The organism is Enterobacter sp. TCD1-1 (genome assembly GCF_020567405.1).
Lineage (GTDB): Bacteria > Pseudomonadota > Gammaproteobacteria > Enterobacterales > Enterobacteriaceae > Enterobacter > Enterobacter quasiroggenkampii.
Genome location: NZ_JAJCXF010000001.1, coordinates 710,814 through 731,441, shown reverse-complemented (window position 1 = coordinate 731,441; position 20,628 = coordinate 710,814). Strand labels below are relative to the sequence as shown.

Genomic DNA, 20,628 nt, shown 5'->3' with positions numbered 1-20,628 from the left:
ATGCCCTACTCACCCCGGCAAATGTAGGTGGGATAGCGCCGGTCCTGAATCAGCCACACGAAAGGCGAGAGTTCAGAGATGGTGAGGTAGTAGCGTGCGGTCGGACTGGCAAAGCTCCCCCACTGGGCGTCGGGTGTATTGTCGTTGTGTCGACGCCAGGTTTCGGTGTAGCTCAACACAATGACGTTATCATCGTCCCGCTGCTGCCAGGTAAAGTCCACGTCCCTGTCAACGATCAGATTTTGCCCGTCAGCCCTTGCCGCGCCTTTATAGGTGGTCACTCCGGTACCGTCCCGATGAAAATAGAACTGGGCAACGGTATTGACCTTCACTTCGCTGGCTTTTCCCTCATTGCGCGTAAAGTTAAATTCGGTGCTGCAGGCCAGCACATCCTTTTTAAACACACAGCCGGAATAGTAAAACAGCGCCAGGGCACTGCCCACCAATGCACCACCCAGCCCAAAAAGAAGTTTTATTTTCATTTTTGTGCCCCGCTTTTATAACGGATGGTTTTGCACAGGCTGGATTGACTGACCGGGCAGGCGCCAATGAACACCTCATCTGCGGCGGCAATAGAAAAACGGGCGCTGAAATAATAAATGTCGTACTCCTCACGTTCGCACGCCACGTTATTGGCCGCCAGCTGCGCCGCTAATTTCGATAACACCAGCGGTCTTCCGTGATCGTTGATAATCCAGAGACGACAATGCGCGATTTTCTCCTTAACCGGCATGAGTTTCGCCGGAACGAATATCCCCTGCTGCCGGCTAAAGTAGAAGCTCGCCCCCAATGCAGCAATAATCAATACGGCCGTCATCCCCCACCTTTTCAGGGAAGCGCGTTGTGGCTTTTCCACTTTCGCTGCAGACGGAGGCTGCGGTTCGGCGGGTTGAATACGCTCTCCGGGCTGAAAAATCACATCGGCCTCAAAACGAAACCCATAACGGGGTACGGTTACGATAAATTCGTACCCCTCTCCCAGTGCCTGGAAGCTTTTACGTAATTCGCTCACCGCTTTATTGAGATTATTTCCCGATGGCGTAAAGCCAAACTCCTCCCACACGCGGGTAATCAATTCCTCCCGACTCAGGTCGTGCCCTTTGTGCTTAATAAATTCCTGTAAAAGACGAACGGCGGGGGCCGAAAGCGTTAATACAGATTCCGGTTGCCCAACAAGACTTATTGCATGTGCTTCAGGATCAAATAACAACGAATTATTGCATATAAAAAACATCTTTTATTCTCGGCTGTTACCGCATGCTTTTTAATCCCTGGTACATCGACATGAAAACCCCCTCCTGACTTGCTTATTTTTTCATCAGAAGGAATTTTCTCTCCATCCCTGGTCGCGGTATTTTCGCTTAACTATACAACCTTAAAGCCAGAAAATCAGGATAAAAAACTGTATATAACGAGTTAATTAATACAAATTTTCACAAACCGCTGTTCTGGTTAAAGTTTCCCTGCCCTGAAGCGATACGAAAGCAGACGGTGTCCTGGTGTTAACGCGCCGCCTTTAAACTCAGAGCAGGCAGACTTGATCGTGAAACAGAAAAAAAGAGTGAGCGTCACAACCGCCTTTTATGTCGCCGCGCTGTCATTGCCATTTTTCCCGGAAATGGCACTGGCCAATATGAGCGTGTATCCCATGGAACTTAACGTGGATAAGTCCGGTGCGGCGCAAATTAAGGTGGCGTCAAAAACGGATGATATTCAGTTCATTCGGGTGAGGCAAAAGAAAATTCTTAATCCCGGCACGGCCCTGGAAAAAGAGATTGATGTGGCGTCGTGGAAAGAGGGTGGCGTTGTTGTCACGCCGGAAAAATTCGCCCTTGCGGCAGGCGCAATGCGCGTGGTTCGCCTGGTATCGCTTACGCCCCCGGAAAAAGAGACGACCTGGCGCGTCTATTTTGAAGGGGTCAAGCAGCCTGACAGCATTATTCCGGGCAAGGCAGAAAGCCCTGCTGCGACGGCAAGACTGGGCGTCAATGTAATCTGGGGCGCCCTGATCCATCTCGCACCGGAAAAAAGCGTGGTTTCGCTGTCGATTGACCCTCAGAGGGGAACGTTAAAAAACAACGGCACGTTGCGCGTGCCGCTCAGAGAGATCGGTATTTGTGATGCGGATTCGTCGTGCAGATGGATTAAAGAAGACGCGACGATTTATCCGGATACCGAACGGAAATTAAAAACGCTCGCGAAGGCACAAGGCCAGAAATATAAATTCCGCTACTTCAACTGGCTGAATAAAACCGCTGAAGAAGCTGATTTACCCGTCGTGCAATAACACGACGTTACCGTAAAGACCCCAAAGGGTTTGTTTAAAGAGCCAGGGTGCTCATTTGTAAATATGGAGATATCAATGCGTAAGTATTTTAAACCTCTGATGATTGTTGCCGCGATGACCACGTCCGTTAACGCGCTGGCGATTCAAAAAGATATTACCGTCAACGCCAGCGTTGATTCACAGCTGGATATGACCCAGGCCGATAACACGCCGCTGCCGGCAAGCATCGATATGCAGTACCTGCCTGGCCGTGGCCTGGAAAGCTACCGCCTGAATACCAAGGTGTGGTCTAACTCCGCGACCAGCAACGTAAAAGTCCGTCTGGTAAGCGCCGCGAAGCTGGCGAATGCCGACGGTGCGGAGACCATCCCAATGACGGTGATTCTGGGTGATAAAACCCTCTCTACCGCAGATGTGGAATATACCGGCGCCGAACTGTTCCCGGGCAGCATTGAAAACGGTTCAGCGGTACTGCCGCTGACCATTTCCCAGACCACCAAAGGCATTCTGAAAACCGGTCAGTACAGCGGCGTTGTCAGCCTGATGCTGACGCAGGCGACGACCACGGAAGGCGGTGCGTAACACCACAGCACCTAAGGAATAACGTCAGAGGGTGCTCACCCTCTGACGTCAGGATGATGTCGAGGCTCGTTCATGGCGTTTCACAGAAATACCCTCCTCTTTGTTGCTTTGTTACCCGCTTCCATCCAACTCGCCTGCGCAGGGATGGCCGTCCCGCCAGGTTTTGAAGACCTGGCGAAGACGCAGCGCCTGTGGACAGAGGTGAACCTCTACGGCGAGGCGCTTGGCCTTTTTGAAACGGATATCACGCTTGAAACGGTCAGCTTTGTCGCACCTGAAACCGTGGTAGCGGCCATCAAACGCCGGTTTAATGACGACCCATCCCTCGTTGCCACCGTGTCTGCCGCGCTGGCCGTTCCGCTTGCCCGTAACGGCAACCTGGCCTGCAGCAGCAACGGCTCCGCAACGGGCTGTGATTACATCAATACCGACCGCGCGGCCATTATTTATGACGAGAATAACGCCCGCATTAACCTGTTCCTGGACAAGAAATTTCTGCCTAAGCAGACGGCAGAGAATCAATGGTATCAGCCCACTCAGGGCACCGAAAATGCGCTGATCCATCAGCAGAACATTAACTTCGTGGCCGACAGGGATTATCAGTCGGCAACCGTGCAGGGCAACGGCGCGCTGGCGCTCACCCAGGACGGCTACGTAAATCTCGACTGGACCTGGCTGGGGCAGCGTTCACGGCACCAGCAGCAGCAGGAGGTCACCGTCAACAACGCCTGGTTCCGCCAGGATATCCTGCGTCAGTACTATGTCCAGTTAGGTGAGATGGATACCCGCGATCTGTTCAGTAACGCGGGCGGAAATATCAACCTCAGCCAGCTGCCGCTGGGCAAAATTCGCGGCCTGCGCACGGGTTCAACACGAGCATGGATGAACCCGGTTCAGCAGTCGAAGGGAACCCCTGTTACCGTGCTGCTTTCCCATGACGCGCGTATCGATGCCCGCCGGGGAAATCAGCTGCTGGCGAGCTTTTATCTGAATGCCGGGGCGCAAACCCTGGACACGCGTTCGTTCCCGGACGGGAGCTACACCGTGACGCTCTCCATCTATGAAAATAACCGGCTGACGCGCACCGAGCAGGTGCCGTTTACCCGAACCGGCATTACGCCATTTGACCGCGTCGAGTGGTTCCTGCAGGCGGGCGAAACCGATAACAGCGATCAAAACGAAGAACGCCGCGCGGTTGCGCAGGCGGGCGTTCGTCTGCCCGTCACCCCGACGCTGGCGCTGACCAGCGGGGCAACGTTCAAGAAAAACCAGCGTTTCCTGGAGAACGCGCTCGACTGGAGCCGGGGCTTCAACGCGGGCCCGATCGATGGCGTGCTGAGTACCCGGTTTAGCTACCTTTACGGCAGCGAAGGCCAGCGCGGCAATATCCAGCAAATCAGCTACAACGACGGTTTTTCTTTGAGCGTCTATCGCAACGCGTTATCCGCTGAAAACTGCAACACCCAAAGCGCGGGATTTGACGCCGTGAACGGCTGTTATCGCACCCTCTCGGTGATGTTCTCCGTCCCGGTCGGCGCCTGGTATGCGAGCCTGGGGTATTCAGATAACCGCAACGAAGGCCGGTACGTTTCACGCCGGGAGCTGCCGGACAGTGACGATCGCCACGATGCGGGTCTGCCCTGGGAATCAGTCTATATGACCCGCTCGCGCACGCGGGCCTGGCAGGCTGGCCTGAGCAATGCCTTCAGCACCCATGGCCTGAACATTAACAGCAGCATTAACCTCTTCATGCGTAACGATGACGCCCGCGACGGCAGGGATAAAGGCGGCTACCTGAGCGTGAGCCTGTCCATGGCGCATAACCGTCAGGGTGATGCGTCAAGCTACACCTCTCTGGGCGCGACATGGCAGCACCAGCAGCGTGAAAAAAACCAGCTGAGCTACAGCGTGGCGCATAACTGGTATGCCGATGCCCGCGGTGAAAATGAGTATGGCCTCAGCGCGTCGGGCATTAACAGCGACTCGCTGAATACCTCAGCCTATACGCGCCAGGGCGGACGATATGGCAACGGAAGCCTGACGGTCAGCGACGCCTGGGATCGTCAGGATCGTCGCCATACGCTGAGCAGCAGCGGCAACTACAGCTCAACGCTCGCGCTTTCCCGCTCTGGCCTGTGGCTGGGCCGCTGGAGCGACGGTCGCCCTGCTTCCGCCGTCGCGGTGAACGTGGCGACGCCGGAAGATGCTCAGGATCCGCGCGTCGCCGTGTCGCTGGATAACAGCGGGAGCGCAGACATTCCGGGCAATAGCCGCGCCCTCTTCGCGGTACCGGGCTATCAGCAGACGACGTTGACGATTAACGAATCGCTGGACGTCTCCCGGGGAGCCAGCAGTGAAATCACGCAAGGGTCAGGCAGCAGAACGCTGTTTATGGTGCCAGGCAAACTGCTGCGCCGGGACGTGCAAACGACCGCAAGCTACACCTGGCTTGGCCAGTTAACCGACGAGCACCATTCGCCGTTTATCGGCGGCGTGCCGCTGAACGTGAACGGCTGGAGTGACCTTGGCAACGGCGGGTTTAGCGCCCAAAGCGACGCCCTGCTGCATAACCTCTACCTGGTGCGTCAGCAGCAATTTTATCAGTGCGCGCTGAACGTGAAGAGTATGCGCGACGTCGTGCGTTACGTCGGTTCGATTCCCTGTAAGGAATTAACCTTCTCCGCCCTGCCGGATGCCGTCCAGCAGCAGGCGCAGCTGATGCTGGCCGGACGGTCGGTCCCTGCTGGCCCGACAGCCATGAATACCGATAGCCTCACTAAAGGGAAATGATGTGATTAAGTGCCTCTTTATTTTACTGTTATTAAGCCTGTGGGCCGGCCAGACGCTGGCTGGCGCTCCCGCGGGACGAAACTCCAGCGTTGGGATCAGTTTCGATCGTATGGCACCGCCTGCGCGTTTTGACATCTGGTTTCATGAATCGGGTGGTTATGACCCCGCCGATCCGCAAAAGTGGGGGCGTAACACCCTGACCTGTGAGTCCCGGACTGACACCACGAACGGCGCCTGCATGAACGCCCCGGTCTGGTTCTCGGCGAACCCAGCTGCGCCTTATGCCATCAACTTGCGTTTTACGCATGCCCTCACCAGCAAGACGGTGGATATCAAGGTGTATGGCGATCACTACATGTTTATCAACAATAAAGTGTTTACTTTCGCCAGCTTCGTGACAGGAGGAACGGTCGACGTCTCAGCCTGGAACAGAGAGCCCTACTTCGATTTCTATATCGTGAAAAGCGAACTGGATAAGCTCGCCCTGCCGGGGATCTGGACCGCCACGCTGAAGCAGAACCTGCGCCAGTGGGGAAGCGCCGACTGCGGCGGGAACTTCAATGACGTGAATGTCGGCTGTCCTGGCTATCTCACCATCGCCAAATGGCAGGCCAATATTCGCATTGAGGTGGTCGACCCAGGAAACCAGCAGATCTATCTGCCGGCCTTTCCGCACTCCACGCCCATCGTTAACCTCAACCTGACCAACTTCCCGGGGCGACCCGGGGGGAGCGAGATCCAGGGGGAAAACACGCTGGATATGTGCCTGTACGACGGCAAAAACAGCACCAGCACCCGCGCCTATCTGCGCTTTGAGGATGACGGGCTTCCCTCAGAGGGACGTGCCGAAGGGGCGTTTTCTATCCGGCGGCGCGGTGGAAGCCAGACCGACGCGCGGGATCGACTCGATTATCGGGTCTCCGTCACTAATCCCATCACAGGCGCAACCGAAACCGTCACGAACGGTAAAACCATAGTCTGGCAAGGCACTAACGATCCGCAGTATCTGCGGCAGGTCGTGCTGCCGGGCGGACGCGAAAGCGTACTGTGCATTCCTGCGCCGATTATCCTGAAAACGCCTGCGTTTGCCGCCAGCAGCAAAAACGCAGGCGACTATACCGGCACGCTGCGCGTTATCTATACGCCCAGCACGTTATAACGAGGTCACCGTGAGTTACGCCATTCTCGACAATAATCGATTTTACGCCGAAGGGTTGCGCTATGCGCTGCTGCGTCGGGGCGTCCAGCCAGAGGTCATAAGCGATACCGTACAATGGCAGCCAACGCTGCTTACCCGCCGCGTGGTCGTTGTCCGCTGCCGTTTTTCCGTGGCGGCGACGCATCAGGCGCTGATCAACATTTTGCTCAGGCTGGAAGCCGCCCGCTGGAAAGGTAGCCTTTATCTGGTCTGCAACGAAAAGGGGTGGGCGCTGGCGACGCATTTACGCAAGCGTTTCAGTACGCTAACGCTTTATATCATCGACGACAGGATCGCCGTTGCCGATGCGGCGTATTTGCTGGCAAAAGAGCCACGTCGCGTTCGAAGCCTGGACTGCTGCCTGACCGTTCCTGAATTCAACGTGCTCGATCTGATGCTGACCGGGTTGCCGGTCCGCCACATTGCCATCGTGACGCACATGTCGGAGAAACAGGTTTCAACCCATAAATGCAACGCACTAAAGAAGCTCAATGCCAACAATCTGCTTCAGCTGCTCCTGTAGGTCACGGTTTATCCTGGGCCCGCTTTTTTGCTACACTGTCGCCGATTTTTCACCTACGACAGAAGATTATGTTCATTTTTGCAGGCCAGGAAATTGAGACCGATAGCGAAGGCTATCTGAAAGATACGACGCTCTGGAGCGAACCGCTGGCGGAGAAAATTGCGGAAAACGAAGGGATTACCCTCTCCCCCGAACACTGGGAAGTGGTGCGTTTTGTCCGCGAGTTCTACCTTGAATTCAACACCTCTCCGGCCATCCGCATGCTGGTCAAGGCGATGGCCAATAAGTTCGGTGAAGAGAAAGGCAACAGCCGCTATCTGTATCGTCTGTTCCCGAAAGGCCCGGCAAAACAGGCCACCAAAATTGCCGGCCTGCCTAAACCGGTGAAGTGCATTTAGTAGCGAATACCGAAGTTAACGTACTCCCGGCCGGGTTGATGCGGTTCCGTTAGCACCTTATCAACCCGCGCGCTGCGCGGCCCGCCCGCTTTCAGCCACGCCACCAGCTTGTCGACCTGCTCCGCTTCGCCGCAGGCGACCACCTCAACGCTGCCGTCATCCATGTTGCGCGCGTATCCCGTTAGCCCAAGCTGAACGGCCTCGCGCTGAGTGCTGTAGCGGAACCCGACGCCCTGAACGACGCCGTGAACCCAGGCAATAGTGCAGACTTTTGACATTCTTCTTCTCCTTAACGTAGCGTTTTCGGCAAACAGCCGTAGTGTTGCCGAAAACGGGCGGTGAAACGAGAGCTGGACAGATACCCACATTGTAATGCGATTTCGCCGATCGGTAATCGGGTTGACTGTAACTGTGACAGCGCAACGCCCATCCTCACCTCCTCCACAATCTGGCGAAAACTCTGTGACTCCTCGCGTAACCGCCTGCGCAGCGTCGGCACGCTTAATGCGAGACGGCTGGCGACATCCTGCGCGGTCCAGGCTCTGGCGGGCGACAGCATGATGAACTGTCGCACCTGCTCGGTCAGGTTATTGTTTCGCTCAATAAGCAGCGGACCTGCCACGCCGTCATGCAGCAATGCCAGCAACAGACCGAAGGCCTGATGTTTTTGCAGCGCCTCCGGTAACTCCTGACGCACGGCGTGCAGCAGGTTATCCCACATAAACGCCAGCCCCTCGCTCAGCGGAGCGCAGAGCGAATGCAGCGTCGTGCGCGGCCAGGATTTCAGGTAATGCGCTTTAAACTCGGCAACAATTTCCGGCGATAACATCAGCAAGTCCGAGTGAAACAGACCGTTTGCAGGCTGATTAATGATCTCCATCGCCGTATTGGCAGGAATAATGATGAGCTCATCCCGGGTGGCCACCAGGCGGTTATCATCCTGCACAATCACCTTACTGCCGTGAGTGATATGGCAAATCGCCGGGAAAAAGAGCTTAACCTGGTGCAGGCGATGCATTTTGCTGGCACTCACTTCACCCGCCGTGAGATGTTTATGTCGAAAATGGAACTCCTGCACCCCGCCATCCTTATCTGCTGTAGGTTGCTGTTAACTGAGCCTTTGCCAGAACGTGACTATTGAGCATAAAACCGACCAGCGCGCCGCTGGCATTTTTGTCGACGGGCAGTTTATCCACGTCCAGCGCCCAGACGGTAATCTGATAGCGGTGAGGCTTGTCCCCGGCAGGGGGACATGCGCCGCCGAATCCAGAATAACCGAAATCATTACGCCCCTGCACAGCGCCAGCAGGTAATTTTTCGCCATTTGGGTTACCGGCACCAGCGGGCAGCGTCATTGTCTTCGCGGGAATGTTGGCTACAGTCCAGTGCCACCAGCCGCTGCCGGTAGGCGCATCCGGGTCATAGACCGTAATGGCAAAACTTTTCGTACCCGCGGGCGGATTTTCCCACACCAGCTGCGGTGAGGTATTCCCTCCATGGCAGCCAAATCCCTCAAACACCTGCGGTGACGCTAACCGCCGGTCGCCGGAAATATCCCGGCTGGTCACGCTGAAAGACGTTGCTGCGAAAACCTGAAAACTCATTGCCGTCAGAGCGGCTATTGTGATGACACTGCGCTTTTTCATGGGTATTTCCTTTGCTGAACCGGAAGCCCTAAGATAAAGCACGCAACAATGCCCCAATGTGCCTAAGCGATTTGATTTTGTGCCGAAACGCTCAACGGCATCCGCAGATGATTGCGCCTTGCTGAATGTGCTACTCTACGCACCGTGAGTATGTACGTGTACAAACAGTAAATGGGATTTTTTGCGTGAAAGGAAAACGATATGAATGTCACTGATGAAGCTCTGTTGCGTTCTGGTTTCACACTGTCTGACTTGCAGAAGATAAAAAATAACGTTGAGAGATACGGTGGAACGCTTGAAGAGGCGATTTACGATCTCGCCCGTCGATTTAATACCTTACTTTGGGTAGCCAGTGTATGCTTCACGATCCTGATTATACTTGTCGTTTTCAGTTCACCTCTCAAAGCATTGGCGTGGGGGCTGGCGATTATCATAGGGGTAAGCATTATGACTCTCGCACAGCCTCCTGTACTGTCGTATAAATCCTGGCGTTACCGAAAAAGCACCAGAGATTAACGGATTCCGTTATCTGTTGTTATCAGATCAAAAATGACCTTGGCTTTAACGCCATATCCGACAATCTTCATCGTGAGTTTAGGCGCGCCCATCGTACTGACTTTGCGATAGTAATCGTGTGGAAGCCATCGAAACAATCTCCACGCTCCCGTTTTTCGGGCTAGTCCAGCGATACTATAGACACTGGCACCAAGAGTAACACCGTTATAAAAAGCCAATCCTGAGTTGGGACTGAACCCCATAAACTGAGCTGTTTCCATAACGGTATCAGCAATCATTCCCTGTGAAGGTTTTTGTCCTGCTGGTAGATCAAAGTTGAGTACTTCCCGGGTCAACCCGTTAATTCCATCAGCAATAAGGACAGCTCCTGCAAACATGCCTATCGGCCCCATAGTGGATAACATCACAAATCCACCAAACAAAACGACGCCTGATAGCACAACATTCACTGCCGAAATGACATATCCGACAATTTTATTATTTTCCCTGACAAACTCGACTTTTGCATAAAGCTGCGCGGCGCGGGTTCTTAGCAGATGCTCTTGCTCACGAAGATTTTCCGTTTCAGCTCGAAGATTCTTGATGCAAACCATACATTCTTCATCTGTTCTGGCACGACGCGCTGTTGCAAACTCCTTTTCAACGACCTGTTTTATTTCTTCTACAAACTTGATACGACAAAGCCCGTCCTGAAGGTAGAAGGCTGATAACTGGTTGGCTGTATCAACGAGCTTACGCGCCTCCAGATTAACCATGGTCTCAGACCATGCCCTGTTTCTTCCCTTATTTAGTAACGCAATATCCATTTTGATTCCCTCCGGCTTTTTAACGGTAACGAGCTTAATTACTCCATCGCTTTGATTATTTTACGTGCGACGCGATCAGGAACAACAGAAAATGATTTCAACAAGCTCTGATCCGTTTTGATGTGCTACTCTACGCGCCATTTCCCTGAAATCGACAGAACAGCAAATTATGAGTGTACGTTTAGTGTTAGCCAAAGGGCGCGAGAAATCATTACTGCGCCGTCATCCCTGGGTCTTTTCCGGCGCGGTTGCCCGTATGGAAGGCAAAGCCAGCCTCGGTGAAACCATTGATATCGTGGACCACCAGGGGAAATGGTTAGCGCGAGGCGCCTACTCGCCAGCGTCCCAGATCCGTGCCCGCGTCTGGACCTTCGATAAAGACGAAACCATCGACATCGACTTCTTCGTGCGTCGTCTGCAGCAGGCGCAGCAGTGGCGTGAGTGGCTGGCAAAACGCGACGGGCTGGACAGCTACCGCCTGATTGCCGGTGAATCTGACGGTCTGCCGGGCGTGACCATCGATCGCTTCGGTAACTTCCTGGTGCTACAGCTTCTGAGCGCCGGGGCGGAATACCAGCGCGCTGCGCTGATTAGCGCCCTGCAAACGCTGTTCCCGCAGTGCGCCATTTACGACCGCAGCGATGTGGCGGTGCGCAAAAAAGAGGGTATGGAACTGACACAAGGTCCTGTGACCGGCGAACTGCCGCCTGCCCTGCTGCCGATTGAAGAGCACGGCATGAAGCTGCTGGTAGATATTCAGGGCGGGCATAAAACGGGTTACTACCTTGACCAGCGCGACAGCCGTCTGGCTACGCGTCAGTACGTTGCCGACAAGCGCGTGCTCAACTGCTTCTCCTACACTGGTGGTTTCGCCGTTTCGGCGCTGATGGGCGGCTGTGCCCAGGTGGTCAGCGTGGATACCTCGCAGGAAGCGCTGGACGTGGCAAAACAGAACGTCGAGCTGAACAAACTGGACTTGAGCAAAGCCGAATTTATACGCGACGACGTCTTCAAGCTGCTGCGTAAATACCGCGACCAGGGCGAGAAGTTCGACGTCATCGTGATGGATCCGCCAAAGTTTGTGGAAAACAAAAGCCAGCTGATGGGCGCCTGCCGTGGGTATAAAGATATCAACATGCTGGCCATCCAGCTGCTGAACCCGGGCGGAGTTCTGCTCACGTTCTCCTGCTCCGGCCTGATGACCACAGATTTATTTCAGAAAATCATCGCCGATGCCGCAATAGATGCTGGCCGTGATGTACAATTTATAGAGCAGTTCCGTCAGGCAGCCGATCACCCCGTGATTGCTACCTACCCGGAAGGACTGTATCTGAAAGGGTTTGCCTGTCGCGTCATGTAACTTGAAAAGAGAAATATTGCCCGCACATAACGTGTAAGTCGTATTTCCCGGGAGGTGACTATGATTGCCAGCAAATTCGGTATCGGCCAGCAGGTCCGCCACACTTTGCTCGGGTATTTGGGTGTGGTCGTGGATATCGACCCGGAGTATTCCCTTGATGAACCGTCAGCAGACGAACTGGCGGTGAACGCAGAGCTTCGCGCCGCGCCCTGGTACCATGTGGTGATGGAGGGGGATGATGGACAACCCGTTCACACCTATCTTGCTGAAGCGCAGCTAAGCAGCGAGCTGCAGGAAGAGCATCCGGAGCAACCCACTATGGATGAACTTGCTCAGACTATCCGCAAACAGTTACAGGCTCCGCGCCTGCGGAACTAAGCGTGTAAAAAAAGCCCGATGAACGGGCTTTTTTTTATTATTTCGCCAGCCCCAGACGGGGGATGTCGATCGCCGGACAGCGATCCATGACGACGTTTAACCCCGCATCCCGCGCCAGCACCGCAGCCTGCTCATTAATCACGCCCAGCTGCATCCACAGCGTTTTCGCCCCGACGGCAATAGCGTCCTGCGCCACTTCCCACGCCGCCTCGGAGTTTCGGAAGACATCAACCATATCAATTTTTTCCGGCACGTCAGCGAGCGTGGCATAACCCTGCTGGCCCAGTAAGGTTTTCCCCGCCACTTTTGGCGAGACCGGGATGACGTGGTAGCCCTGATCGAGAAGGTATTTCATCACCCGATAGCTTGGACGATCGGGTTTATCGCTCGCGCCCACCAGCGCAATGGTACGCGTGGATGTCAGAATCTCGGCAATATCGTTCTCTTTCATGGTTTTTCTCCTGGCTTTTTTAAAAGTGTACGCCAAACCGCACATCTCAACCATCCATCCCATACCGACGCATGAGGGCAAAACGGCGAAATATGTCTATATGTTAGTAAACATGATTCTCGAAAAATTTAGATACATTAATGCGGCGACAGGATTTCTGACGGGAGCCTTCTATGAAAACCGGTATTGCCACTGCTCTGATTGCGTTAGTGATGCCGGTCTGCGTTTTTGCTACCACGCTCCGGCTCTCTACCGATATTGATCTCCTGGTACTGGACGGAAAAAAGGTCTCCAGTTCCTTATTGCGCGGTGCGGACAGCATCGAATTGGATAACGGGCCGCATCAGCTGGTATTCCGGGTGGAAAAATCGATCGGTCTGGCGAATCACGAGCAAAGGATGTATATCTCCCCGCCGCTGATTGTCAGCTTTAATACCCGGCAAATCAGTCAGGTTAACATTACCCTGCCTCGTCTTGAAACCGAGAAGGAATCGGCGGCCTTCGACGCGTCTCCCCGCATTGAACTGTTGGACGGGGATGCGATGCCGATTCCGGTGAAGCTGGATATTCTGGCGCTGACGACCTCACCGAAAGGTCCGGACTACGAGGCCGCGACGCAGACCTATAACAAAGCGGGTAAACGCGCGTCGCTTCCCCAGTTTGCCACCATGATGGCTGACGACAGTACGCTGCTTTCCGGCGTCTCAGAACTGGACGTCATTCCTCCCCAGTCCCAGACCCTGACGGAACAACGCCTTAAATTCTGGTTCCAGCAGGCCGATGCCGACACGCGGGCCCGGTTTTTACAGTGGGCAAAACAACAACCTTCATCATAAGCCACATTTTTTACGCCTTTCTCTTGCAGCGTCAAACGGTTCCCGTCATCGTGTAGGCAGTTAACCTGATGGATATGATTATGGAACTGACAACACGCACGCTCCCGGAACGCAAACACATTGCTCTGGTGGCGCACGATCACTGTAAACAAATGCTGCTTAACTGGGTTCGCCGCCATCAGTCTTTGCTGGAAAAGCACGCCCTGTCGGCAACCGGCACCACCGGTAACCTGATCCAGCGCGAAACAGGTCTGGAGGTGAACGCCATGCTGAGCGGCCCGATGGGTGGCGATCAGCAGGTCGGCGCGCAGATCTCCGAAGGGAAGATTGATGTGCTGATCTTCTTCTGGGATCCGCTGAACGCGGTTCCGCACGACCCGGATGTCAAAGCCCTGCTGCGTCTGGCGACGGTGTGGAATATTCCGGTGGCGACAAACCTCTCGACGGCGGATTTCATCATCGAATCGCCGCAGTTTAACTCACCGGTAGATATCCTTATTCCGGACTATCAGCGTTATCTTTCAGAGAGATTGAAGTAGCTTTTTTTGCCGGGTGGCGGCTACGCCTTACCCGGCCTACCCATCCTTGCCCGTCTTCGTTAAGGCTTTCGCGCCACCGGCACATCAATACTCTTCAAAATATCGACAAACACGGATGGCTCCTCTTTATTGAACAGCAGCCACACGCGATGGCGCGCGCGGGTCATGGCCACATACAGCAAACGCCGCTCTTCGGCATCCGGGAAGTCTTCCGGCACTGGCAGCAAGGCCTGCTCCATGACCGACTCGCGGGCCGGAGCCGGGAAACCGTCGCTGCCCTCTTTCAGCCCCATGACAATCACATAGTCGGCCTGCTGCCCTTTGCTGGCGTGAATCGTCATAAATTCAAGCTGCAGTTTCGGCCAGCGGGTGGCCGCTTTTTCCAGCGCCTCGGGTTTGAGGTGATGGTAACGCGCCAGCACCAGGATACGCTCATCGGGCTTGGCGTAACCGCTGAGCTTGTCCAGCAGCGGTTCCAGCTGATCGTCCGCCAGCAGGGTCACGGCTTTTTTATCCCCTTGCCGCAGGCTATTGAGCGGTTTTGCCAGCTGATGCGGGTTCTGCTGGATAAAGCGGTTGGCGATTTCACCAATCCGTGAATTGAAGCGGTAGGTCGTGTCCAGATCGCTGCGATCGCCTTCGCCAAAATAGTGGTGGAATGCGGTCGTCAGCGAAAGCTGTGCCCCGCTGAAGCGATAGATGGCCTGCCAGTCATCCCCCACCGCAAACAGAGAGGTATGCTTATTTTGCGCCCGCAGCGCTGAGAGCAACGCTGCGCGCTGCGGAGAGATGTCCTGGAACTCATCCACCAGAATATGCTTCCACGGGCTGACAAAACGCCCCTTCTCAAGAATGATGATGGCCTGATGGATCAGGCCGGAAAAATCGACGGCATTTTCCGCTTTCAGCGCGGTTTTCCAGGCCTTCAGCAGCGGCGCCATCAGCTTGACCCGCTTCGAAAACAGATCGCGGATCGCCTCCGGCGCGCTTTCAATCATCTCTGCCTGCGTTCCACCGTGCATTCGCATCAGGCTAACCCAGCGGTCAAGCCGTGAACCCAGCCGACGCGCCAGTTTGTCATCCTGCCAGAAGCTGCCTTCCGGCACATCCCAGTTGAGCTCCTCCTCAAGCCACTGACGCCATCCTTTCGCCTGCGCCTTTTTCTCACTGCACTGCTGGCGCCACGTTTTGATAAACAACGCCTGACGCGCCTGCGCGTCGTTTTCCAGCTTACTGATAGCAGGCACTTTTTTACTGCCCTGCTGAATAATATGCAGGGCAAGGGCATGGAAGGTTCTGGCCGTGATATCCCGGGTATGCAGACGTTCCTGGATCCGTTCGTCCATCTCCTGGGCCGCCTTGCGACCAAAGGCCAGAAGCAGAATTTGATCGGCGACCGCTTCCCCGGTGGTCAGCAGCCAGCCGGCACGGGCCACCAGCACCGATGTTTTACCACTACCGGCGCCCGCCAGCACCAGCAGCGACTGCTCGCCGTTAACCACCGCGCGCGCCTGGGCCGGGTTGAGCGGAGAAGACTCCACCGTACTGAAAAAGTCGGCGTATTGGGTGAGCATGGCGTCCGTCCAGGCCTGATTATGGGCGAGCCGACTTTTATCCTTATCATTCAACCAGGCCTGGCACTGGCGCCAGGCGTCGCGACAGTTGTCAAACTCCTCGAGACGCGTCACGGAGATCGGCAGCGCCGAGAGTGCCTGCCGGATTTTTTGCTGTAGCCCGGCGGTCTGCTGACGGGTGAGCCACGAATGCTGCGCGTTGCTTTGCGCGATATCGTCCAGCACCTTCTGAAGCACCCCGGCGGCAATCACGCTCATATCCTGACTCCACCGCTGCCAGAGCGCGTTCAGGTGATGATGAAAACGCTGGGTTTCTGCCCACTCGGTGCCGTGAAGACGCACGACTTTATCGTCAGGCAGTACGAACTCCAGTTCGCCCCACACCAGCCCGCGTTTGCAGTGGATAGCCAGAAGCTGATTAAACGGAATAAGGTATTCGTGGCGTTCTCCGGAGACTTTCACCCCGGCATTAAGGAGAACCACCCGGTCGTATGGGTGTTGCGCCAGACGTTTGCCTAACGACGTTGCTTTCAGTTCCATGTTCCGCCAAATCCACGAAGAGATAATTTACCTGACAGTGTAACTGCCAGTTTTAAGGTGCTCCAGCCTAAAAAAACGTTACAATCATTGGGCGTTAATTTTATCGAAAGGAAGTGAGGGTTTATGCGTACCGTTCTGAATGTGTTGAATTTTGTGCTGGGCGGTTTTGCCACCACCCTTTCCTGGCTTTTTGCCACGCTGGTGAGTATCGTCCTGATTTTTACGCTCCCCCTGACCCGCTCCTGCTGGGAAATCACAAAACTCTCCTTCGTTCCCTACGGGAATGAAGCCATCCACGTTGACGAGCTGAATCCGGAGAACAAAAACGCCCTGATGAATACGGGCGGAACCCTGCTGAACATTCTGTGGCTGATTTTCTTCGGCTGGTGGCTCTGCATCATGCATATTTTTGCGGGGATTGCGCAGTGCATCACGATTATTGGTATTCCGGTGGGGATCGCGAACTTTAAGATCGCCGCTATCGCTCTTTGGCCCGTCGGGCGCAGGGTTGTTCCGGTCGAAGTGGCCCAGGCGGCGCGTGAAGCCAATGCGCGTCGTCGTTTTCAGTAACTAAGGACTGGCCGCGTTTATGCTAAGCCCACTGCTTCGCCGTTATACCTGGAACAGCACCTGGCTTTATAACGTCAGGATATTTATCGCGCTTTGCGGCACGGTTGCCCTGCCCTGGTGGCTGAATGATGTCAAGCTCACCATCCCACTCACGCTGGGCGTCGTGGCCGGGGCGCTGGCGGACCTGGACGATCGTCTGGCCGGGCGTTTACGTAACCTGGTCATCACGCTCGTCTGCTTTTTTATTGCATCAGCGTCCGTTGAGTTACTTTTCCCCTGGCCCTGGCTGTTTGCCCTGGGTCTGACGCTCTCAACCAGCGGGTTTATTTTGCTGGGCGGCCTTGGGCAGCGCTATGCCACTATCGCGTTTGGCGCCCTGCTGATCGCCATCTACACCATGCTGGGCGCATCCCTCTACGACCAGTGGTACCAGCAGCCGGTTCTGCTGTTGCTCGGTGCCATCTGGTATAACCTGCTGACCTTAACCGGTCATCTTCTCTTCCCGGTTCGCCCTCTGCAGGACAACCTTGCCCGCAGCTTTGAGCAGCTAGCCCACTATCTGGAACTGAAATCCCGGCTGTTCGACCCGGATATCGAGGAAGAAAGCCAGGCGCCGCTCTACGATCTGGCGCTGGCTAATGGCCAGCTGGTTGCCACCCTCAACCAGACAAAAGCCTCTCTGCTGACCCGTCTGCGTGGCGATCGCGGTCAGCGCGGAACGCGAAGAACCTTACACTACTATTTTGCCGCTCAGGACATTCATGAGCGTGCCAGCTCCTCGCACGTTCAATATGCCGCCCTGCGCGAGAAGTTCCGCTATAGCGACGTGATGTTCCGCTTCCAGCGCCTGCTGTCCATGCAGTCCCAGGCGTGCCAGCAGCTCTCGCGCTCCATTCTGCTGCGCACGCCCTATCAGCATGACCCACGTTTTGAACGCGTCTTCAGCCATCTTGACGCGGCGCTCGACCGCGTTCAGGCCAGCGGAACGTCACCGGAACACATTAAAGCGCTGGGCTTTCTGCTGAACAACCTGCGGGCGATTGACGCGCAGCTGGCGACCATTGAGTCCGAGCAGGCGATGGCGCTTCCGGGCAGTGAAGTGGACAATCAGCTTGCTGATGACAGCGTGCACAGTTTTAGCGATATGTGGCTTCGCCTGAGCCGCAACTTTACCCCGGAGTCGGCTCTCTTCCGCCACGCGGTGAGAATGTCGCTGGTGCTGTGCGTGGGGTATGCCTTTATCCAGATAACCGGGCTGCATCATGGCTACTGGATCCTGCTGACCAGCCTGTTCGTCTGTCAGCCGAACTATAACGCCACCCGACACCGTCTTGCGCTGCGCATTATCGGCACGCTGGTCGGCGTCGCAATCGGCCTGCCGGTGCTCTATTTCGTGCCTTCCGTCGAAGGGCAGCTGATTCTGATCGTGATCACCGGCGTGCTGTTTTTCGCGTTTCGCAACGTGCAGTACGCCCATGCCACCATGTTCATCACGCTGCTGGTGCTGCTCTGCTTTAATCTGTTGGGTGAAGGGTTTGAAGTCGCCCTGCCCCGCGTGATTGATACGCTGATTGGCTGCGCGATCGCCTGGGCCGCGGTCAGCTTTATCTGGCCGGACTGGCGTTTTCGCAATTTGCCGCGCGTGGTAGACAGGGCGATGAATGCCAACTGTCGTTACCTTGACGCTATTCTGGAGCAGTATCACCAGGGCCGCGATAACCGTCTGGCTTACCGGATAGCACGTCGCGACGCGCATAACAGTGATGCTGAACTGGCCTCCGTTGTCTCTAACATGTCAACGGAGCCACGCGCCACGGCAGAGATTCGTGAAACCGCGTTTCGCCTGCTTTGCCTTAACCATACGTTCACCAGCTATATTTCGACGCTGGGGGCCCACCGTGAGAAGCTCACCAACCCGGGAATTCTCAACCTCCTTGATGACGCCGTCTGCTATGTCGATGATGCACTGCATCACCGCCCAGCCGATGAACCGCGTGTGCAACAGGCTCTGGATGAACTGGCTCAACGCATTGCGCATCTTGATCCGGGAAACGACAGCAAAGCGCCGCTGGTTCTTCAGCAGATAGGCCTGCTTATCGCTCTGCTGCCTGAAATTTGCCGGCTGCAACAGCACATCGCTACCTGGAGGAACGACTCTCCTGTGGCTCAGGCAGCGCATTAAACCACTCCGTCAGCTCCCGGCGGATGCCTGCCGGGAGTGCCGCCTCATGCAGCCCTTCGATAGCCCCTTCCAGCGCAAAGAGAACTTTAATACTGAGTGCTTTATTCTTAGCCCGCATCTTCAGCCAGCTCGCTCTGGCGCCCAGCGCCCGCAGCGTTTCTTCATTGGTGATACCGGCTTCAAAGAGCAAGACTTCAAGCTGAAAGGTCAGGTTCGGCAGATCCTTAAGACGGTTTCGTTGATGACGCTGGTAGCGCTCTTTCCTTGCCGCACTGAGCGCAAACGAGGAGAGCTGAAGCAACCGCTCCCTGTCCTGCCATAACCCGTCATCCACACGATAATAGTTGAGCAGCACCGGTCTGCCTCGCTTCATCAACGTCAAAAAGGAGGAGGCGTTTTTTACACAGTATTTTGCACTCTCCTCACACGCACGAAGATAAAGTTCGCCATCGGACACCATGGCAAAGACCGCATCATCCACCGCCAGGGTGTAGCCGCCAAACAGCGCGCGATGATGAATCTCGCCCAACGGGGACAGGTATTCCTGGGATTTATAAATCCGTTCATAAGATATCTTTTTCATGATATTTCCCTTCAGAATCATAGACTAACAACAAAATTTCTTACTAGCGGATCCGTTAGCAGGAAAATAGGCAACTTATCGTCGTTGAGCAAGATGATTTTTCGAGGGGCATCAAGATTGAATGAATTTTGCGAGTCGCTTTCCGAAAATGAGGTTGATCTTTGGGCATACAGGGGTTACTGTATATCCATACAGTAACTACAGGGCTGGAATGAATATGCACACTTCAGGCTATGCAAATCGCGCAATCTCTCTCTCTTCTGCCGCAGGCAATGTCGCGCAGAATTCCGTCGAGCGTGTTTCCACAGGGCTTATCAGTGAAGTGGTTTATCGTGAAGACCAGCCCTTGTTAACGCAACTTCTGTTACTACCGTTATTACAACAGCTCGGTCAGCAATCGCGCTGGCAGCTTTGGCTCACGCCACAGCAAAAGCTTAGCCGTGAGTGGGTTCAGTCCGCTGGCCTACCGCTGACCAAGGTCATGCAGATTAATCAGCTCTCGCCTTGCGATACCGTTGAGTCGATGATCCGCGCGTTACGCACAGGGAATTACAGCGTGGTGATTGGCTGGTTACCGGAAGAGTTAACGGAAGAGGAACATTTCCGCCTGACTGAAGCTGCTGAAGAAGGGAATGCGATCGGGTTCATTATGCGTCCGGTTCGATCGGATTCTTACCGCAGAGGACAACTTTCAGGGCTAAAAATTCACTCAAATTTGTATCATTGAGTGAAATTAAGATTTTTCCTGGAATTTTTTTTGACCGCAAGATGAGGTTTTAGTTCCCGACCTCAAAATTGCGGCAAGGCTTGTCTGGTGCGGTTCTCCTTCATTTTATTGCACAAAATTCGTTCGAAAAATGTTAAATAAT

Annotated in this window: 23 protein-coding genes; 14 read left to right on the top strand and 9 right to left on the bottom strand. The window is 54.9% G+C overall.

What is annotated here, in order from left to right; genetic code table 11:
- Window positions 1-5: 5 nt before the first annotated feature.
- Window positions 6-482 carry a hypothetical protein gene (locus tag LJA86_RS03455; protein ID WP_229225644.1) on the bottom strand — a complete coding sequence of 159 codons (477 nt, stop codon included), beginning with the start codon at window positions 480-482 and terminating at the stop codon, window positions 6-8.
- Window positions 479-1,234, bottom strand: coding sequence for a winged helix-turn-helix domain-containing protein (locus LJA86_RS03450; protein WP_045908355.1), 756 nt, complete (start codon window positions 1,232-1,234; stop codon window positions 479-481). Before LJA86_RS03450 ends, LJA86_RS03455 begins: the two co-directional genes overlap by 4 nt.
- 309 nt (window positions 1,235-1,543) lie before the next feature.
- On the opposite strand from LJA86_RS03450, the gene LJA86_RS03445 reads away from it, so the two are divergent.
- From LJA86_RS03445 to tusE, 6 genes are all read left to right on the top strand, one after another.
- On the top strand, window positions 1,544-2,287 hold the full coding sequence (locus LJA86_RS03445; RefSeq protein ID WP_048027623.1) for a fimbrial protein: 744 nt from the start codon (window positions 1,544-1,546) through the stop codon (window positions 2,285-2,287).
- A 75-nt stretch (window positions 2,288-2,362) separates the two neighbouring features.
- Entirely contained in the window at window positions 2,363-2,869 is a 507-nt protein-coding gene (locus LJA86_RS03440) for a CS1 type fimbrial major subunit (RefSeq protein WP_045908356.1), read from the top strand.
- 72 nt (window positions 2,870-2,941) lie between these two features.
- Window positions 2,942-5,659, top strand: coding sequence for a TcfC E-set like domain-containing protein (locus LJA86_RS03435; RefSeq protein WP_229225643.1), 2,718 nt, complete (start codon window positions 2,942-2,944; stop codon window positions 5,657-5,659).
- Between the two features lies 1 nt (window position 5,660).
- Window positions 5,661-6,818 carry a CfaE/CblD family pilus tip adhesin gene (locus LJA86_RS03430; protein ID WP_229225642.1) on the top strand — a complete coding sequence of 386 codons (1,158 nt, stop codon included), beginning with the start codon at window positions 5,661-5,663 and terminating at the stop codon, window positions 6,816-6,818.
- A 10-nt stretch (window positions 6,819-6,828) separates the two neighbouring features.
- Window positions 6,829-7,380: a LuxR C-terminal-related transcriptional regulator gene (locus LJA86_RS03425; protein ID WP_047071952.1), complete on the top strand. Its 552-nt coding sequence runs from the start codon at window positions 6,829-6,831 to the stop codon at window positions 7,378-7,380.
- 68 nt (window positions 7,381-7,448) lie between these two features.
- Window positions 7,449-7,778 (top strand): sulfurtransferase TusE, encoded by a 330-nt coding sequence (gene tusE / locus LJA86_RS03420; protein WP_008499913.1) that lies wholly within the window; start codon window positions 7,449-7,451, stop codon window positions 7,776-7,778.
- Here the strand turns inward: tusE and yccX are convergent.
- From yccX to LJA86_RS03405, 3 genes are read right to left on the bottom strand one after another with little or no spacing between them, the layout of a single operon-like run.
- On the bottom strand, window positions 7,775-8,056 hold the full coding sequence (gene yccX / locus LJA86_RS03415) for an acylphosphatase (protein WP_023617863.1): 282 nt from the start codon (window positions 8,054-8,056) through the stop codon (window positions 7,775-7,777). The two genes, tusE and yccX, sit on opposite strands and share 4 nt — an antisense overlap.
- 11 nt (window positions 8,057-8,067) lie before the next feature.
- On the bottom strand, window positions 8,068-8,856 hold the full coding sequence (locus LJA86_RS03410) for an AraC family transcriptional regulator (RefSeq protein WP_229225641.1): 789 nt from the start codon (window positions 8,854-8,856) through the stop codon (window positions 8,068-8,070).
- Between the two features lie 10 nt (window positions 8,857-8,866).
- On the bottom strand, window positions 8,867-9,424 hold the full coding sequence (locus tag LJA86_RS03405) for a kinase inhibitor (RefSeq protein WP_104948955.1): 558 nt from the start codon (window positions 9,422-9,424) through the stop codon (window positions 8,867-8,869).
- 201 nt (window positions 9,425-9,625) lie between these two features.
- Between LJA86_RS03405 and LJA86_RS03400 the strand changes: the two genes are divergently transcribed.
- Window positions 9,626-9,940, top strand: coding sequence for a hypothetical protein (locus tag LJA86_RS03400; RefSeq protein ID WP_047071946.1), 315 nt, complete (start codon window positions 9,626-9,628; stop codon window positions 9,938-9,940).
- On the opposite strand, the gene LJA86_RS03395 is transcribed toward LJA86_RS03400, so the two are convergent.
- Window positions 9,937-10,746 (bottom strand): DUF4225 domain-containing protein, encoded by an 810-nt coding sequence (locus LJA86_RS03395; protein ID WP_048222367.1) that lies wholly within the window; start codon window positions 10,744-10,746, stop codon window positions 9,937-9,939. The two genes, LJA86_RS03400 and LJA86_RS03395, sit on opposite strands and share 4 nt — an antisense overlap.
- Window positions 10,747-10,915: 169 nt before the next feature.
- On the opposite strand from LJA86_RS03395, the gene rlmI reads away from it, so the two are divergent.
- Both rlmI and hspQ read left to right on the top strand, forming a co-directional pair.
- Window positions 10,916-12,106 (top strand): 23S rRNA (cytosine(1962)-C(5))-methyltransferase RlmI, encoded by a 1,191-nt coding sequence (gene rlmI, locus LJA86_RS03390; RefSeq protein ID WP_045908360.1) that lies wholly within the window; start codon window positions 10,916-10,918, stop codon window positions 12,104-12,106.
- Window positions 12,107-12,166: 60 nt separating this feature from the next.
- Window positions 12,167-12,484: a heat shock protein HspQ gene (gene hspQ / locus LJA86_RS03385; RefSeq protein WP_008499919.1), complete on the top strand. Its 318-nt coding sequence runs from the start codon at window positions 12,167-12,169 to the stop codon at window positions 12,482-12,484.
- 37 nt (window positions 12,485-12,521) lie between these two features.
- Here hspQ and LJA86_RS03380 read toward each other — a convergent pair whose 3' ends face one another.
- Window positions 12,522-12,935: a CoA-binding protein gene (locus LJA86_RS03380; protein WP_008499920.1), complete on the bottom strand. Its 414-nt coding sequence runs from the start codon at window positions 12,933-12,935 to the stop codon at window positions 12,522-12,524.
- A gap of 173 nt (window positions 12,936-13,108) precedes the next feature.
- Here LJA86_RS03380 and csgI point away from each other — a divergent pair, with 173 nt between their 5' ends.
- Window positions 13,109-13,771, top strand: a complete 663-nt coding sequence (gene csgI / locus LJA86_RS03375) for a curli synthesis inhibitor (protein ID WP_045908361.1) — start codon at window positions 13,109-13,111, stop codon at window positions 13,769-13,771.
- Window positions 13,772-13,851: 80 nt separating this feature from the next.
- The gene (gene mgsA, locus LJA86_RS03370; protein ID WP_008499922.1) at window positions 13,852-14,310 is read left to right on the top strand and encodes a methylglyoxal synthase; all 459 of its coding nucleotides are present in this window, start codon (window positions 13,852-13,854) and stop codon (window positions 14,308-14,310) included.
- A 59-nt stretch (window positions 14,311-14,369) separates the two neighbouring features.
- On the opposite strand, the gene helD is transcribed toward mgsA, so the two are convergent.
- The gene (helD, locus tag LJA86_RS03365; protein ID WP_126534792.1) at window positions 14,370-16,424 is read right to left on the bottom strand and encodes a DNA helicase IV; all 2,055 of its coding nucleotides are present in this window, start codon (window positions 16,422-16,424) and stop codon (window positions 14,370-14,372) included.
- Between the two features lie 123 nt (window positions 16,425-16,547).
- Here helD and LJA86_RS03360 point away from each other — a divergent pair, with 123 nt between their 5' ends.
- A complete protein-coding gene (locus LJA86_RS03360) occupies window positions 16,548-16,994 on the top strand; it encodes a YccF domain-containing protein (RefSeq protein ID WP_023343701.1) in 447 nt (148 codons plus the stop codon).
- A gap of 19 nt (window positions 16,995-17,013) precedes the next feature.
- On the top strand, window positions 17,014-19,176 hold the full coding sequence (gene yccS / locus LJA86_RS03355; protein WP_048027248.1) for a YccS family putative transporter: 2,163 nt from the start codon (window positions 17,014-17,016) through the stop codon (window positions 19,174-19,176).
- Here the strand turns inward: yccS and LJA86_RS03350 are convergent.
- Window positions 19,133-19,759 carry a TfoX/Sxy family DNA transformation protein gene (locus LJA86_RS03350; protein ID WP_023618860.1) on the bottom strand — a complete coding sequence of 209 codons (627 nt, stop codon included), beginning with the start codon at window positions 19,757-19,759 and terminating at the stop codon, window positions 19,133-19,135. The two genes, yccS and LJA86_RS03350, sit on opposite strands and share 44 nt — an antisense overlap.
- Before the next feature lie 217 nt (window positions 19,760-19,976).
- Between LJA86_RS03350 and sulA the strand changes: the two genes are divergently transcribed.
- Window positions 19,977-20,486 carry an SOS-induced cell division inhibitor SulA gene (gene sulA / locus LJA86_RS03345; RefSeq protein WP_032637628.1) on the top strand — a complete coding sequence of 170 codons (510 nt, stop codon included), beginning with the start codon at window positions 19,977-19,979 and terminating at the stop codon, window positions 20,484-20,486.
- Window positions 20,487-20,628: the final 142 nt, after the last annotated feature.